Here is a 15,061-nt window from a genome sequence, read left to right as displayed (position 1 = left end):
TGCGCGGCCCGCGCGGCGGTGACCCCCCCCCGGCCCCCCGGGGGCGGGCGTCGGGAGCGCCGCTCCCGACTCCGGCCACGATCGTTCGCCGAAGCTTACCCGCAGTGCTCGCGCGATCGGCGCCACGCCGGGCGGTTCACCGCGACGAACCGCCGTCCGGACGTTCTGCCTGCGAAGACGACCCCAGTGACGGGTTCTGGCGCGGGATGTCGTCCTCACTGACCGACACCACTTCGCCGTCGATGACATCCCCCGAACCGGTGCCCGCGCCACCACTCCCGGAGCCGGGGAAACCGGCTCCCGCGAAGCCCGCGGGGAACCCCTGGGCACCGGCGTGCGCCCAGAACCGCTGCTGCACCTGCTCGGCGTGGCGTTCGGCACGCCGCTGCAACCTGCGGCGCACCAGCGACCGGGTCATCGGCAGCAGCAGCACCAGGCCCACCACGTCGCTGACGAACCCGGGCAGCGCGATCAGCAGCCCACCGGCCACGACCAGCACGCCGTCCGCGACCTCCCGATCGGGCGCCTTGCGCTGCGTCGCGGCCTCGTTGAACGCCTGCAGGGACCGGCGTCCTTCCCGCCGCAGCAACCAGCTGCCCAGGAACGCACCACCGAACAGCAGCGCGATCGTGGGCAGCACGCCGATGGTGCTGCCGACCAGCACCAGCACGCTGATCTCCACGACACCGATGGCCAGGAGCAGCAGGAGAATGGGCACAACGACCTCCGGGACAAATCCGCCTCACCCCGTTCAACGCACGGGATGCCCGATTTTCTCCCGATCGCCCGGACCGGTTCGCACGTGGTGTTGCCCTCACCACGACCGGCCACCGACCGTGATCGCCACCCGGTGCTCATAGACTGATCGGCGATGCAGGCGCACAAGTCGAGGTTCCTCGCGCTACTGGCGGTCTGCGGCGTCCTGTCGCTCGCGATCCTGGTCAGCGATCAGTTCCCGCCGGACCGACCGCAGCAGCCCCCGCAGCTGCCCACCGCGGTGGTGACGCTGGGTGACAGCACGCTGTCCGGAGAGGGCGGCGGCGGCTACGAGGCAGGCACCAACGGCGAGCACGGCAACTGGTGCCACCGCTCTCCGGCGGCCCCGGTGCACCAGCTGCGGCTGCCGGGCGACGTGACGCGGATCAACCTGGCGTGCTCCGGCGCGAAGGCGGCGGCGATCGGCGCCGACGGCGACGCGGAGATCTCGCAGGCCGCGCGGCTGGCGGAGCTGACCGGCCGGTTCCGGATCACGGACGTCGTGGTGCAGGTCGGCGCGAACGACGATCCCGCGTTCACCGACGTGGTCAACCGCTGCGTGGGCGCGTGGGCGACGCGGGTTCCCGGCGGGTGCGCCGAGGAGATGCGGGGCCTGTGGCCGCAGCGGGTCGAGGCGATGCGCCCGAAGGTCGTGGCCGCGCTGCGCGAGGTGCGGGCCGCGATGGAGCGCTCCGGGTACGCGCCCGACGCCTACTCGCTCGTGGTGCAGTCCTACGCGTCGCCGGTGGGGCCGGACGTGAACCCGCGGCTGAACAATCTCGCGGGCTGCCCGTTCCAGGCCGGTGACCTGGAGTGGATCCGCGACACCGGGGTCCCGCAGCTGGCCGAGGGGCTGCGCGCGGCCGCCGACGAGGTGGGGGCGCGCTTCCTGGACCTCTCCCGCGCCGGGATCGGCCACGAGGCCTGCACCGCGGACGCGCCCGACGCCCCGGCCGGGCAGGTCCCGCCGCCGCGGGACGGCCACGAGGAGTGGTTCACCCGGCTCACCGTGGACTGGGACGGCCTGCGGGACGACTACCGCGCGCCGCACGCGATGCAGGAGTCGTTCCACGCCAACGCGGCCGGGCACCGGGCGCTGGCCGGGTGCCTGAGCGACTTCCTGGCGGGCACCGCGGAGCGCGCCGCCTGCGTGGCCGACGAGTCGGGGGCCCTGCACGCCGTGCCCGCCGCGCAGCCCTGATCGGCGAACGGGCCGCGCTCAGGCCGCCGGGACCGGGAGCGGGTGCGCGCCGGGAGACCGGTGCCGGTGGAACACCCACAACCGGAGCGCGGTGAAGCGGGCGATGCCGCCCGCGACGCTCATCACCGCGACCGCGACCGCCTCGGCGACGCTGCCCGCGTCGGCGTCGAGTAGCCGCAGCAGGGCCAGCGCCGCGCTGCTGGACACGCAGTAGAACAGGAACGTCGCCGCCGTCTGCAGGTGCATCCGCAGCCGCCGCTCCGGCAGCCCGGTGAACACCAGCCGCCGGTGCAGCGCGCTCGACCCCACCGTGGTCAGCAGCAGCGCCAGCACGTTCGCGAGCCCCGTCGGGAAGGTGCCGCGCAGCAGCAGGTAGAGCACCGCGTTCACCGCCGTCGTCGCCCCGCCGACCGCGGTGAACAGCACGGCCTGACCGATCGCGCCGCCGTGCGGCACCCCCGACGGACCTCGCTCCCCGAACACCGCTCACCTCCCGATCCGACCGTTGTCGACGCTAGGTGAGCAGTGCGTCCGTTCCCGTTGAGGAACCTGGGAATCCGCTGGGAACCGCCGGACGGGCCGTCGCACCCGGCTCACCCGATGGGACGATCTCGGCAGTACCGCAACCGTCGAGGGGAGTCGTCATGGCCGCAACGTCGGAGACCGGGGGCCGGGACGTCCCGGGGCTGCTGCGCTCGCTGACGCTGGAGCAGAAGGTCGCGCTGCTGGACGGTGCCGACTTCTGGCGCACCGAGGGGATCTCGGCCGCGGGCGTGCCGTCGATCATGCTCACCGACGGCCCGCACGGGCTCCGCAAGCAGCGCACCGGCGGGGACCACCTCGGCCTGGCCGACAGCGTGCCCGCGACCTGCTTCCCCACCGCGGCCGGACTGGCGAGCACCTGGAACGAGCCGCTGCTGCACGAGGTCGGGGCGGCGCTGGGCGCCGAATGCCGCGCGGAGGACGTGGCGGTGCTGCTGGGCCCTGGCGTGAACATGAAGCGCAGCCCGCTGTGCGGCCGGAACTTCGAGTACTTCGCGGAGGACCCGCTGCTGGCCGGGCGGCTGGCGGCGGCGCTGGTGCGGGGCGTGCAGTCCCGCGGCGTGGGCACCTCGGTGAAGCACTTCGCGGTGAACAACCAGGAGACCGACCGGCTCACCGTCTCCGCCGAGGTGGACGAGCGGACGCTGCGCGAGATCTACCTGCCCGCGTTCGAGCACGTGGTCCGGGAGGCCCGGCCGTGGACGGTGATGTGCTCGTACAACCGGATCAACGGGGTGTACGCGGCGGAGAACCGGTGGCTGCTGACCGAGGTGCTGCGCGAGGAGTGGGGTTTCGACGGTCTGGTCGTCTCGGACTGGGGCGCGGTCGGTGATAGGGCCGCGAGCCTGCGCGCGGGTCTCGACCTGGAGATGCCGTCCTCCGGTGGCGCTGGGGGCGCGGTCGTCCTGGCGGCGCTGCGGGCCGGGGAGCTCGACGAGCGGGACGTGGACGCGGCGGCCGAGCGAGTGCTGCGGCTGGCGGAACGGGCCACCTCCGGCCTGCCCGCCGCGGACGGCTTCGACGCCGCCGAGCACAGTGCGCTGGCGGAGCGGGCCGCGGTGGAGAGCGCGGTGCTGCTCAAGAACGAGGACGAGATCCTGCCGCTGGACCCGGCGCGGACCCGGGTGGCGGTGCTCGGCGAGCTCGCCCGCACCCCCCGCTACCAGGGCGCGGGCAGTTCGCAGGTGGTGCCGACGCGGCTGGACGACGCGCTGGGCGCGCTGCGCGGAGCCGGCTTCGCCGCGCTGGACTTCGCGCCCGGCTACGAGGTGGAGGCCGCGGCCGCGGACCCCGAGCTGATCGCCGAGGCGGTGCAGCGGGCCGCGGCCGCCGAGGTCGCGGTGCTGTTCCTGGGCCTGCCGCCGTCCGCCGAGTCCGAGGGCTACGACCGCGAGCACCTGTCGCTGCCGGAACCGCAGCTGCGGCTGCTGCGCGAGGTCGCGGCGGTGAACGAGCACGTGGTGGTGGTGCTGGCAGGCGGCTCGGTGGTCACCGTCGCCGAGTGGGAGCGGCACGCGAAGGCGGTGCTGCACGGCTGGTTGCCCGGGCAGGCGGGCGGCCGCGCGCTGGCCGCGCTGCTCACCGGAGCGGCGAACCCGTCCGGCAGGCTGGCGGAGACCATCCCGGTGCGGCTCGCGCAAGGCCCGGCGACCGGGTCGTTCCCCGGCGAGCACGGGTCGGTGCGCTACGGCGAGGGGCTGCTGATCGGCTACCGCTGGTACGACGCGCACGAGCTGCCGGTGAGCCACGAGTTCGGGGCGGGCCTGTCCTACACGACGTTCGAGCAGTCCGGGATGTCGGTGGAGGTGCGGGCGGACGGCCCGGACCCGCGGGTGGTGGTCTCGCTCACCGTCACCAACACCGGTTCCCGCGCGGGGCAGGAGGTCGTGCAGCTCTACGTGGCCGATCCGCGCAGCACGGTGTTCCGGCCGGAGCAGGAGCTCAAGGCGTTCACCAAGGTCGCGCTGGAACCCGGCGAGCAGACCCGGGTGGTGCTGGAGCTGGACCGGCGCGCGTTCGCGTTCTGGCACACGGCGCTCGGCCGCTGGGTGGTCGAAGGCGGCGAGTTCGAGCTGCGGGCGGCGGCGTCCTCGCGGGACGTGCGGCTGGTCTCGACGGTGCGGCTGACCGGGGAGCCGGTGGTCGACCCGCTGACCCCGCGGTCCGAGCTGGGCGCGTGGCTGGACCACCCGGTGGCGGGCGGCCTGCTGCGGGAGGCGCTGGCGGCGAGCCCGATGGCCGAGCTGGCCGCCGATCCGCAGCACGCGATGATGCTGCGCCCGTTCCCCGCGGATCGGATCACCCGCTTCCCTGGTGTCCCGCTGTCGCTGGAGCAGCTGGAGCGGTGGGCGGACGAGGCGAACTCCGCCCCGCGCTGAACCCGCCCCGCACCGAGGTGCCCGGCCCACCGGACCGTCCACCTCGGTGCGGAAGGGCGCCCGCGTCGAAGCGCCGCCGGGGCGCCCTGCACACTGGGGGTGTGGAGACGGTGAAGAACGCGCGCCCCCGGCTGGAAGCTCCGTCGATCGCGGTGTGCGCGCACGTGGGCATCGGGGCGGACGACGCGGTGGCGCGGGCGGCGCGGGATCGGCTGGGCAACGCCGTGGCGAACTACCGGCGCCGCTGGACCGCCGCGGACGGCGACCGCCCGGTGGAGAACCGCCTCCTCCCCGGCGACTCAGCCTGACCGAACCCCCTGATCGCCCGGACCGAAACGGCCCATCGTCCTTCCTGTCAGCGGCGCAGCCGCTGAGCGACGACCACCAGAGCAACTCGCACCGCCGCGGGTTCTCAGCCGGTTCCTCGCGAGGACAGCGATTTCGCATGTGGCGGAGCCACCTGTGAAAACGATCCCGCAGCGAGGAACCGGCTGAGGTTCCGCCACCCGCCCCCTGCGCAACGAGAGTTCACCCCACGACCCGCAGCCACGCCGCGAGTGCCAGCAGGGTGATGAGGAGTACGGGGATCGTCAGCACCACCCCGGTGCGGAAGTAGCGCCCCCACCCGACGTGCAGTCCCCGCCGGTCGAGCACGTGCAGCCACAGCAGCGTGGCGAGGCTCCCGATCGGCGTGATCTTCGGCCCCAGGTCGGAGCCGATCACGTTGGCGTACACCATGGCCTCGTGCGCGAGCCCGGTCGCGCCCGCGCCCGCGATGGCCAGCGCCGCGATGAGCACGGTCGGCAGGTTGTTCATGATCGAGGCGAGCACGGCGACGACGACTCCGGTGCCGACGGCGGCGCTGAGCGTCCCGTGCGCGCCGAACCAGCCGAACAGCGCGGCGAGCTCCCGGGTCAGCCCTTGGTTGCGCAGCCCGTAGACGACCAGGTACATGCCGATGCTGAACAGCACGATCTGCCACGGCGCCTCGCGCAGCACCTTGCCGACGGGGATCCGCCGCTCGCGGGCCGCCGCGGCCCCGCGGTAGAGGAAGCGGGGCCACCGGCCCGCGACGGACAGCAGCACCACCGCACCGCCGCCGAGCACGCCGGACAGCGGGATGCCCAGCGGTTCGGCGGTGAAGTAGCCGATCAGCAGCAGTCCCAGCACCACCCATCCGGCGCGGAAGGTGAGCCGGTCGCGGATGGCGGTGGCGGGTTCGGCGAGCGAGTCGAGCTCGTACTCGCGCGGGATGTCGCGGCGGAAGTACCACAGCAGCACCGCGAGGCTCGCCGCCACGGAGACCAGCCCGACGGGCACCATCACCACCGCGTAGCGGGCGAACCCGATGCCGAAGAAGTCGGCCGACACGATGTTGACCAGGTTGGACACCACCAGCGGCAGGCTGCCGGTGTCGGCGACGAATCCGGTGGCGAGCGCGAACCCGAGGGCGGCGGCCGGGCTGAACCGCAGCGCCAGCACGATCTGCAGCACGATGGGCGTGAGGATGAGCGCGGCGCCGTCGTTGGCGAACACCGCGGAGATCGCCGCGCCGAGCAGCACCACGAGCACGAACAGCCGCCGCCCGTGCCCGCCGCCCCAGCGCGCCACGTGCAGCGCGGCCCATTCGAAGAACCCGGACTCGTCGAGCAGCAGCGACACGAGCACGATGGCCACGAACGCGAGCGTCGCGTTCCACACCAGACCGACCACGGTGGGCACGTCGTGCAGCGCGACGACTCCGGTGAGCAGCGCCGCCGCCGCGCCGAGCAGGGCGCTCCACCCGATGCCGAGCCCGCCGGGACGCCGGATCACCAGCGCCAGGGTCAGCACGAAGATCAGCCCGGCGACCACCGTCATCATCAGTTCGACACTCCTGCGCCGGCCGCGCCCGCGCCGACCCCGATCCCGTCCGTTCGGCCGGGGTCCGGTGCGCGGCCACCGCCGCACGCCCGTCCGCGGCGCCCGGAGCAGTACACCAGCCGGGCCTGCGCGGCCCGGCACCGGTCAGCGGTTCATGGCCGCCGCGAACAGCGGCACGACCCGGTCGAGCGCGTAGGAGGTGCCGACGACGGTGGCGCTGGCGAAGGACTGCGACATCACCTGGTCGGTGAACACCACATCCCGCCCGGCCCGCGCCGAGGGCACCGACCGGTACAGCGGATCGCCGATGAGGTCCTGCGGGTCGTAGCCGATGGTCGTCATCACGGTCAGGTCGGCGTCGAGCAGGTCGAGCCGCTCCTGGGAGATCGGCACCGAGAACGCGCTGGTCGCGAGTTCCTGCACGCGCGGCGAGTTGCGGAAGCCGAGGGCCTGCATGAAGTCGACGCGGCTGGTGCCCGCCCGGTAGGCGCCGAAGCCGCGGACGGTGCGCGCGCCGACGACGGTGCTGGCGCCGACGAATTCGGGGTGCTCCTGCGCGGCCCTGGCGAACTTGGCGTCGAGGTCGTCGCGCAGCCGCCGCGCCTCCTGCTGCTTGCCGAGGGCGGTGCCGATCAGGTCGAGCTGCTGTTGCCAGGAGGTGGTGTACTGCTCGGCGCCTTCGGGGATGCTGACCACGGGCACGCCGAGCCCGGAGAGCTGGTCGTAGCGGTCCCGCGCACCGCTGGCCCTGGTGTCCAGGATGAGGTCGGGGGCGAGTCCGGCGAGCCGCTCCATGTTCACCTCGAGGGTGCCGAGCATCGGCGGCGGCGCGGGTTCGTAGCGGTGCTGCACCCACTCCCCCAGGCCGTCGCCGCCGACGCCGAGCCAGTCGGCGGTGCCGACGGGCTGCACGCCGAGGGCGAGCGCGACCTCCGCGTCACCCCAGCCGAGGGTGACGACCCGCTGCGGCCGCTTCGGGATGGTGACCTCGCCGAAGGCGGTGGACACGGTGACCGGGGCCCACCCGTCGTCGCCGTCGGTCCCGCCGGGTGCGGTCGGGGCGGGCGAGCAGCCCGCGACGATCAGGAGCGCGCTGAGCAGGGTGGTCACCAGTGCGGCGCCGCGGGTACGGGCAGGCATGAGCTACTCCTCTGAACTTAACTTCGCCTACCCTAACTTCCTGATCAGCGCCGCCGTAGATGAACGCGGTCACACGTCAGACCGTGGTCACCACGTTGCGCAGCGGTTCCCCCGCGGCCAGCCGCCCGATGTTGGCGATGATGTCCTGCGCCCGCCCGGCGAAGGTCTGCCGGGTGAGCCCGGAGGAGTGCGGGGTCATCAGCACGTTGCCGAGTTCGTGGAACGGCAGCGAGCTCGGGTGCCGCACCTCGCCGGGCGCCGGGTAGTCGTACCAGACGTCGATGGCGGCGCCGCCGATCACGCCGTCGCGCAGCGCCGCGTACAGCGCCCCTTCCTCGACGACGGGGCCGCGGCCGACGTTGACGAGCACCGCGTGCTCCCGCATCCGGGCGAGTTCGGCGGCACCGATCAGCCCGGTGGTGTCCGCGGTCAGCGGGACGGAGAGCACCACGACGTCGGAGGCGTCGAGCAGCGCGTCGAGCCGGTCGGTGGTGTCGGCCCAGTCCAGCCCTTCGGCGGCGGCGTCCACTTCGCCGCGGCGGGTGACGGCGATCCCGGCGGCTTCGAACGCCCGGAACCGCTGCCAGGTGAGCTGTCCGATGTGACCGAAGCCGACGAATCCGATGGTGGCGCCGGTGAGCGAGTCGAGCCACGGAGCCTGCGGGTCGTAGACGGGGGTGGCCCAGCGCCCTGCGCGCAGCGCGGCGTCCTGCACGCGCAGCTCGCGGCGGACGACGGTGGTGGCGGCGACGACGTGCTCCGCGATGGACTTCTCGTGGTGGAAGGTGTTCGCGACGATCGTCCCGGCGGGCAGCGCGCCGGTGGCGATGCCGTCGGCGCCCGCGCCCGCGGCGTGCACCAGCTTCAGCCGGGTGCCGAGCGCGGCGAGCTCGGCGGGCAGGTTGCCGGAGACGTACACGTCGGCGTCGGCGATCGCGGCGCGCACCGCGGCGTCGTCCTGCCGGTCGGGCCAGCGCGCGGTGGTGCCCGCGGGGAGTCCGGCTTCGATCTCGGCGCGCAGCGGCAGCAGGTTGGTGTCGGCGATGACGACGGTCAGGCCGGGGGTGGTCATGCGGTCTCCTCACTGGCACCGAGGACGGTGCCGCTGCTCGGGCGGCGCGGCCATCTTCGCAGTCCAGCGGGGATTTCCGGTCGGATGCGGACGAGGATCACGTGCGACGCGGTCCGCTGTGGACGGTGCAGCGGGTTGACCGGAGCGCGCACCGGCACATAGGTTACCGACGAGTAATATGACCGCGTTCCGCACACCCGGAGGAGATCACCGATGCCCTCGACGCTGGAGCTGTGGCGCAGGCTCTCGCCCCGCCCGCTCGGGACCAGGCTGTTCTCCTGGGGCGTGTGCCTGCGCGCCCCGTACTTCCGCACGGTGCGGCCGCACGTCGTCCGGCTCGAACCGGGCCGCTGCGAGGTGCGCGCGAAGAAGCGGCGCGCGGTGCACAACCACATCGGCACCTTCCACGCGATCGCCGCGTGCAACGTCGCCGAGGTCGCCGCCGGGATGCTCGCGGAGGCGAGCGTGCCCGCCACGCACCGCTGGATCCCGGTGGGGATGCAGGTGCACTACGTGGCGAAGGCCGCCACCGACGTGCTCGGCATCGCCGAGCTCGACCCCGTTCCCGAGCCCGGCGCGGCCGACTGGGTGGTCCCGGTGCGCATCCTCGACACGACGGGCACCCCGGTCGTCACCGCGGACATCACCCTCCGCGTCTCCCCGAAGAAGAAACCCACCCCCTGACCAGCTCTCTTCCGCCCGTCAGCGGCGAAGCCGCTGAGCGGACGACCACGCACGCCACCGGCACCGCCGCGGGTTCTCAGCTGCTTCCTCGCGAGGACAGCGATTTCTCCTGTGGCGGAGCCACCGGTGAAATCGATCCCGCAGCGAGGAAGCCGCTGAGGTTCCGCCACCCCACCCCCTCGCAACAGGAGCACAGCACAACAACAAAAAACTCGGCAGCTTCTCGGGCGGGGCTTCTGGGTCAGGTGGCGCCCTGATCGAGAAGGGTCCCGCGGCCGGGAAGCCGCCGAGTTCTGCACCGCCGCCTCAGCGGCGGGCGGGTGCGCGGGAGGTCAGTGCGCGACGACGGTGTTGTCCTCGGGCAGCGCCGCCGCTTCCTGCTTGGCCTCCTCGCTGGGGGTGCTGATGATCAGCGCGAGCACGCTGCTGGCCAGGTGCAGCACGGCGTAGATCCACATGACGCCCTGGATGCCGATGATGCCGATGAACGCGGTGCCGATGGCCGGGCCGACGGCCTGGCTGGCACCGGCGCCGAGGGTGTAGGTCGACATGACCTGGCCCTTGCGGCCGGGGGCGTGCTGGGTCATCAGCGGGGGCAGCGGGACGTAGCCGGCGAGGCCGATGCCGAAGATGGCGACGATGATCGCGACCGGGATGTAGCTGTGGCCGACCGCGTTCGGCACGTAGTACAGGCCCAGGCAGGACACGGCGCCGAGCACACCGCCGAACCAGACGATGGTCTTGTGCCTGCTCCAGCGGTCGCCGAGCACGCCGAACGCGACCACACCGGCCAGGTTCGAGCCCATCATGATCATCAGCAGCGTGGACCACTCTTCGGAGTTGAACCCGACCTGCTCGATCAGGTACAGCGGGGTGAAGACCCACACGCCGAACTGCGAGGTGGTGTTGATGAGCCGGGTCAGCGCGCCCAGGCCGACCTTCGGCCGCTCGAACATGATCGTCACGCAGCCGACGAGCGTCTTGACCATGCTGGTGCCCTCGGTCGCCAGCGGCACGAACCCGGAGCGCTCCTTGAGCATCGTGAACACGATGATCGAGCCCGCGGCGATCAGGGCGAGCGAGACCCACAGCGTCGGGTAGAAGCCCAGCGCGGGCTTGAGCCCGGCGACGAGGGCGGACCCGAGCACCGGGTAGCCCATGGTGAACGAGAACCAGTACCAGCCGAGCGCCTTGCTGATCTGCTTCTCCGGCGCCCCGACCATGATCCAGACGAGGAAGCCGTAGGCGAACAGCGGATAGCCGAGGCCGCGGATCCCGTAGGTCAGCAGGATCAGCACGTAGTTGCTGGTGGGGATGCCGACGGTCAGCATCAGGACGTGGCAGACGGCCCACAGCGCGGCGCCCACCATCATGACCTTGCGCGGCCCCCAGCGGTCGGACAGACCGCCTGCGAGGAAGGCGCCGACGGCCGCCGCCAGGCCGTAGACGGTGAAGACGATGCCGACGCTGGACTCGGCGAAGCCCAGGTCGACCTTGAAGAAGGTGGAGAGGTAACTGGTCTCCACCCCGTCGCCGATCATGAACAGCAACATGCCGACGTAGCCCCAGAGCAGGACTCGCGGGATGCCGATGCGATCGAAGAACGTCGTCCCGCCGCCGGACGACGCGGATGCGGGCGGTTCGTGGTCGGTAGATACCACGGTGCTGACCTCCTGGCGGGCTTCGGTGCCCGGGTAGGTGGAGCCGGATCGCGTCGCCTGAGCTCGACGATCCGAATGTTTTTCCTGGTCACCGCCTTGCGGTGGTGACTTCGGCACGTCCGGCCGGTCGCGGTGGTCGCGGCGGACAGCCGGGTGTGTGAGAACAAGATGCTAGATATCTGAGATCTTTTCAAGATCTTCACGCAAAATATGAGATAACTAGGGGGTCACGGGGCTCGCGGGATGTGGGATAACTAGGGGACCGAGGGGAGAGCGATGTCCATCCGGAAGTCCAAGGCGGAGGTCGAGCAGCGGCGCCAGGCGGTGCTCCGCCACGTCAGCAAGGGCGGCGAGGTGCGCATCGACGACCTCGCGGCCCGGCTCGGCGTCAGCCTGATGACGATGCACCGCGACCTCGACGACCTGCACGAGCGCAAGCTGCTGCACAAGCGGCGCGCCGTCGCCATGGCGCTGTCCACCGTGGACATCGAGAGTTCGTTGCAGTTCCGGGAGAACATGCACCGCGAGGCCAAGACGGCCATCGGCGACGAGCTGCGCAACCACGTCTCCCCCGGCAGCACCGTGCTGCTCGACTGCGGCAGCACGCTGTTCCCGCTCGCCCGGCTGCTCGGCCAGAGCGAGCACAACCACGTGATCACGAACTCGCTGCGGGTCGCGTACCTGCTGGCCGATTCGACCGCGCAGGTGACGCTGCTCGGCGACCGGTTCTACCCGGAGTTCGAGTCCTGCGCGGGTCTCGAAGTGCTCCGCCAGCTCGACCGGTTCCACATCGATGTGGCCTTCCTCACCGCGACCTGCGTGCACGAGGGGCGGCTCTCGCACCCGGTCCGGGAGTACGCCGACAACAAGGCGGCGTTCGTCGCGGCCGCCGACCGGGCGGTGCTCGCGGTGGACAACAGCAAGTTCGGCCGCTCCGCCACCTACGCGTACGGGGACCTCACCGGCTACGACACGCTGATCACCGACGACGCGGCGCCGCCCGGCGAGACCGCGCTGGCCCAGGCCCTCGGCGTCCAGGTGCACGCCGTCGCCCAGACCTGGGAGGACGGCTGATCCCCGGTCCCCACAGGTGAACGGCCCACCTGCCCGGCGACACCGGGCGAATGGGCCACTCGCCTGGCGTTCAGGCGCCGGGGACGAGTTCCGCCAGCCACTGCCAGCGGTCGCCGCCGCCGGCCGGGGTGGCGTTGAAGTACTCCCAGCCGGTGACCCCGCCGAACTCGGGGTACTTCGCGCGCAGCTCGCCGAGCACGCCGCGCAGCGTCGCCGCGTCCACGTAGCCGGAGCCGCCGTTGCCCTGGTTCGTCAGCGCCGTCACCGTGATCCGCCCGGGCGGGATCACCCCGCGCTGCACGATCGCGTCGAAGTCCGCCGTGGACGAGGCATCGCCCCACCCGTTGTAGAACTGGGTGTTGAAGAAGGCGATCTCGTCGCCCACGTCGCGGTAGAGCTGGTCGTAGTCGAAGCCGGACAGGTTCCCGCCGCCGGACAGCGCGCTGGCCACCGGTCCCATCGAGATCACGAAGTCGGTGCCGAAGCCGGTGCGCAGCGCGGTGATGACGCGCTCGATCCCCGGCAGCGACATCTCCTCTTCGACGTTGAGGTCGATCCCGTCGAGCCGGTGCTCGGTGATCAGGTCCCGCAGCAGCGGGTAGTAGGTGTCGAACTCGGCGTCCAGCCGCTGGAAGCTGCCGTGCCCGGCGCCGCCGACCATGCCGAGCACCCGCACGCCCTCGCCCTGCACCGCGGCCAGATCCGTCCACATCGGATCGAACTTGGGGTCGTCCGGCGGATCGTCGTTGAGGTGCACCTCCGTCGGCGAGTTCAGGTGGATCGCGCCGACGATGAGGTCGGTGACCGGCACGTCGTGGTCGGTGAGCTCGCGGGGCGAGACGTAGCGGTCGCCGTCGTACTGGGTCTGGTAGTACATCGCGGCGTGCTCGCCACCCGCGGCGTCGGCCCGCGGCCGCACCTCCACGACCAGCGCGAGCACCACGGCCAGCAGGATCGCGGTCGCCGCGATCAGCGACGCGCGCAGGACGCCGACGCGGTGCGGCACCGGGAACTGGAGACTCATCCGGACATTCCTCGTTTCCTCGCCCGCGCACTGGCGGAACCATTCGATCGCGCCGCACCGGGCCGGTCAACGCCACGAACGGAGCAACGCGCTCCCGTTTACCGTTCGGCGTCCCGCTCGGTGGTGAGGTCGCGGTCCCGGGTCTCCGGCGCCAGCCAGGTCGCGACCCCGCTGACCAGTGCCAGCAGCGACATGTACACCGCGACCGGGATCCACGACCCGGCGAACGCGGCGACCAGCGCGGTGCACACCAGCGGCGCGATCCCGCCGCCCAGCACCGAGGAGAACTCGCGGCCCAGCGTGACGCCCGCGTAGCGGTAGCGGCTGCCGAACAGCTCCGGGAAGTAGCTCATCTGCACCCCGACCAGGCCGTGGCAGGCCAGCACGAAACCGAGCACGACCACCACCACGATCGCCGCGGTGGAGCCGGTGCCCAGCGCGAGGAAGCTCGGTCCGGGCAGCAGCACCAGCGCGGCGAAGATCGCCCCGGACACCGGCCTGCGGCCGAACCGGTCGGACAGGCGGCCGAAGCCGAACGCGGCGATCCCGCCGCACAGCGCTCCGATCAGCAGTACCTTCGGCACCAGGTCGGCGTCGATCCCGACCGAGGACACCAGGTAGGAGGCCATGAACACCTGGTACGTGTAGGACTGCGTGCTCACGCCGAGGTTCATCAGGAACACCAGCAGCAGCGGGCGCCTGCCGTGCCGGAACACCTCGGCGACGGGGCGGCGCGGCTCGGCGTCGTGGGCGCGCAGCTCCTGGAACACGGGGCTCTCGGCGAGCCTGCGCCGCAGCACGAGGGCGGCGACGGTGACGAGCAGGCTGCTGGCGAACACGACCCGCCAGCCCCAGCTCAGCAGCTGGTCCGGCGGCAGCAGCTGCGCCAGCACCCACGCGACGGCACCGACGGCGGTGCCCAGCGCGGCCCCGGTCATCACCAGCGCGGCGAGCCGGCCGCGGCGGCCCGGGGCGGCGGTCTCGGTGAGCAGCGTCGCTCCCCCGGCCTGCTCGGCTCCCGCCCCGAGCCCCTGCAGGCAGCGGCACAGCACCAGCAGCACCGGCGCGAGCAGCCCCACCTGGTCGAAGGTGGGCAGCAGCCCGATGGCGAGCGTCGACCCGCCCATCAGCAGCAACGTCGCGACCAGCACCCACTTGCGGCCGAGCCGGTCGCCGAGCCGGGAGAAGATCAGGCCGCCGAGCGGGCGCGCCGCGAACCCGACCGCGTAGGTGCTGAAGCTGGCCAGCAGCCCGGCGGCCGGGGAGATCCCGGGGAAGAACAGGTCGCTGAACACCAGCGCGGACGCGGTGCCGTAGATGACGAAGTCGTACTGCTCCAGGGCGGTGCCGATCAGGCCGGCCCAGGCCGCGCGGCGGACCGCGCGCTGATCGGGCCGCGGCGGGGCGGGGGCGGTGCCGGTTGCTGCGGTGCTGTCCATGCGTCCTCGGATGGATCAGGTCGCGGGTGGCGACGGGCGGGTGCGGACTGCCTGTCTCGCTGCTTCTGTTGCGTGGTGCTCGGGTGGCGGAACCTCAGCGGCTTCCTCGCTGCGAGATCGTTTTCACCGGTGGCTCCGCCACGTGCGAAAACGCTGTCCTCGCGAGGAAGTCACTGGGACCCGCGGCGGTGCCGGGTACGTGCTGGGTCGTCGGCTCAGCGGCTTC

General features: G+C 72.4%; 13 protein-coding genes. 5 read left to right on the top strand and 8 right to left on the bottom strand.

Translation table 11 applies throughout. From position 1 onward, the window contains the following. Positions 1 to 136: 136 nt before the first annotated feature. A complete protein-coding gene (locus ABZ805_RS25375) occupies positions 137 to 718 on the bottom strand; it encodes an FxsA family protein (RefSeq protein ID WP_358445118.1) in 582 nt (193 codons plus the stop codon). A 153-nt stretch (positions 719 to 871) separates the two neighbouring features. On the opposite strand from ABZ805_RS25375, the gene ABZ805_RS25370 reads away from it, so the two are divergent. Then, positions 872 to 1,957 (top strand): GDSL-type esterase/lipase family protein, encoded by a 1,086-nt coding sequence (locus ABZ805_RS25370; RefSeq protein ID WP_358445115.1) that lies wholly within the window; start codon positions 872 to 874, stop codon positions 1,955 to 1,957. An 18-nt stretch (positions 1,958 to 1,975) separates the two neighbouring features. On the opposite strand, the gene ABZ805_RS25365 is transcribed toward ABZ805_RS25370, so the two are convergent. Beyond that, positions 1,976 to 2,440: a GtrA family protein gene (locus ABZ805_RS25365; RefSeq protein ID WP_358445112.1), complete on the bottom strand. Its 465-nt coding sequence runs from the start codon at positions 2,438 to 2,440 to the stop codon at positions 1,976 to 1,978. A gap of 161 nt (positions 2,441 to 2,601) precedes the next feature. On the opposite strand from ABZ805_RS25365, the gene ABZ805_RS25360 reads away from it, so the two are divergent. Next, on the top strand, positions 2,602 to 4,878 hold the full coding sequence (locus ABZ805_RS25360; protein WP_358445109.1) for a glycoside hydrolase family 3 C-terminal domain-containing protein: 2,277 nt from the start codon (positions 2,602 to 2,604) through the stop codon (positions 4,876 to 4,878). A 101-nt stretch (positions 4,879 to 4,979) separates the two neighbouring features. Then, the gene (locus ABZ805_RS25355) at positions 4,980 to 5,186 is read left to right on the top strand and encodes a hypothetical protein (RefSeq protein WP_358445106.1); all 207 of its coding nucleotides are present in this window, start codon (positions 4,980 to 4,982) and stop codon (positions 5,184 to 5,186) included. Positions 5,187 to 5,406: 220 nt separating this feature from the next. On the opposite strand, the gene ABZ805_RS25350 is transcribed toward ABZ805_RS25355, so the two are convergent. From ABZ805_RS25350 to ABZ805_RS25340, 3 genes are all read right to left on the bottom strand, one after another. Then, positions 5,407 to 6,738: an arsenic transporter gene (locus ABZ805_RS25350; RefSeq protein WP_358445121.1), complete on the bottom strand. Its 1,332-nt coding sequence runs from the start codon at positions 6,736 to 6,738 to the stop codon at positions 5,407 to 5,409. A gap of 147 nt (positions 6,739 to 6,885) precedes the next feature. Continuing rightward, positions 6,886 to 7,881: an iron-siderophore ABC transporter substrate-binding protein gene (locus ABZ805_RS25345; protein WP_358445104.1), complete on the bottom strand. Its 996-nt coding sequence runs from the start codon at positions 7,879 to 7,881 to the stop codon at positions 6,886 to 6,888. Positions 7,882 to 7,957: 76 nt separating this feature from the next. After that, positions 7,958 to 8,953, bottom strand: coding sequence for a 2-hydroxyacid dehydrogenase (locus tag ABZ805_RS25340; protein ID WP_358445102.1), 996 nt, complete (start codon positions 8,951 to 8,953; stop codon positions 7,958 to 7,960). Positions 8,954 to 9,166: 213 nt separating this feature from the next. Here ABZ805_RS25340 and ABZ805_RS25335 point away from each other — a divergent pair, with 213 nt between their 5' ends. Continuing rightward, positions 9,167 to 9,637 carry a hotdog fold domain-containing protein gene (locus ABZ805_RS25335; protein WP_358445100.1) on the top strand — a complete coding sequence of 157 codons (471 nt, stop codon included), beginning with the start codon at positions 9,167 to 9,169 and terminating at the stop codon, positions 9,635 to 9,637. Between the two features lie 332 nt (positions 9,638 to 9,969). Here the strand turns inward: ABZ805_RS25335 and ABZ805_RS25330 are convergent, their stop codons facing one another. Beyond that, the gene (locus ABZ805_RS25330) at positions 9,970 to 11,298 is read right to left on the bottom strand and encodes an MFS transporter (protein WP_358445098.1); all 1,329 of its coding nucleotides are present in this window, start codon (positions 11,296 to 11,298) and stop codon (positions 9,970 to 9,972) included. Between the two features lie 276 nt (positions 11,299 to 11,574). Between ABZ805_RS25330 and ABZ805_RS25325 the strand changes: the two genes are divergently transcribed. Beyond that, the gene (locus ABZ805_RS25325; protein WP_358445096.1) at positions 11,575 to 12,372 is read left to right on the top strand and encodes a DeoR/GlpR family DNA-binding transcription regulator; all 798 of its coding nucleotides are present in this window, start codon (positions 11,575 to 11,577) and stop codon (positions 12,370 to 12,372) included. Between the two features lie 70 nt (positions 12,373 to 12,442). Here ABZ805_RS25325 and ABZ805_RS25320 read toward each other — a convergent pair whose 3' ends face one another. Both ABZ805_RS25320 and ABZ805_RS25315 read right to left on the bottom strand, forming a co-directional pair. Next, positions 12,443 to 13,396 (bottom strand): chitinase, encoded by a 954-nt coding sequence (locus ABZ805_RS25320; RefSeq protein WP_358445094.1) that lies wholly within the window; start codon positions 13,394 to 13,396, stop codon positions 12,443 to 12,445. Between the two features lie 98 nt (positions 13,397 to 13,494). After that, a complete protein-coding gene (locus ABZ805_RS25315) occupies positions 13,495 to 14,835 on the bottom strand; it encodes an MFS transporter (RefSeq protein ID WP_358445091.1) in 1,341 nt (446 codons plus the stop codon). Positions 14,836 to 15,061 lie beyond the last annotated feature (226 nt).

Source organism: Saccharopolyspora sp. NPDC047091 (assembly GCF_040643635.1).
Classification (GTDB): domain Bacteria; phylum Actinomycetota; class Actinomycetes; order Mycobacteriales; family Pseudonocardiaceae; genus Saccharopolyspora_C.
This window is presented reverse-complemented; position numbering and strand designations above follow the sequence as displayed.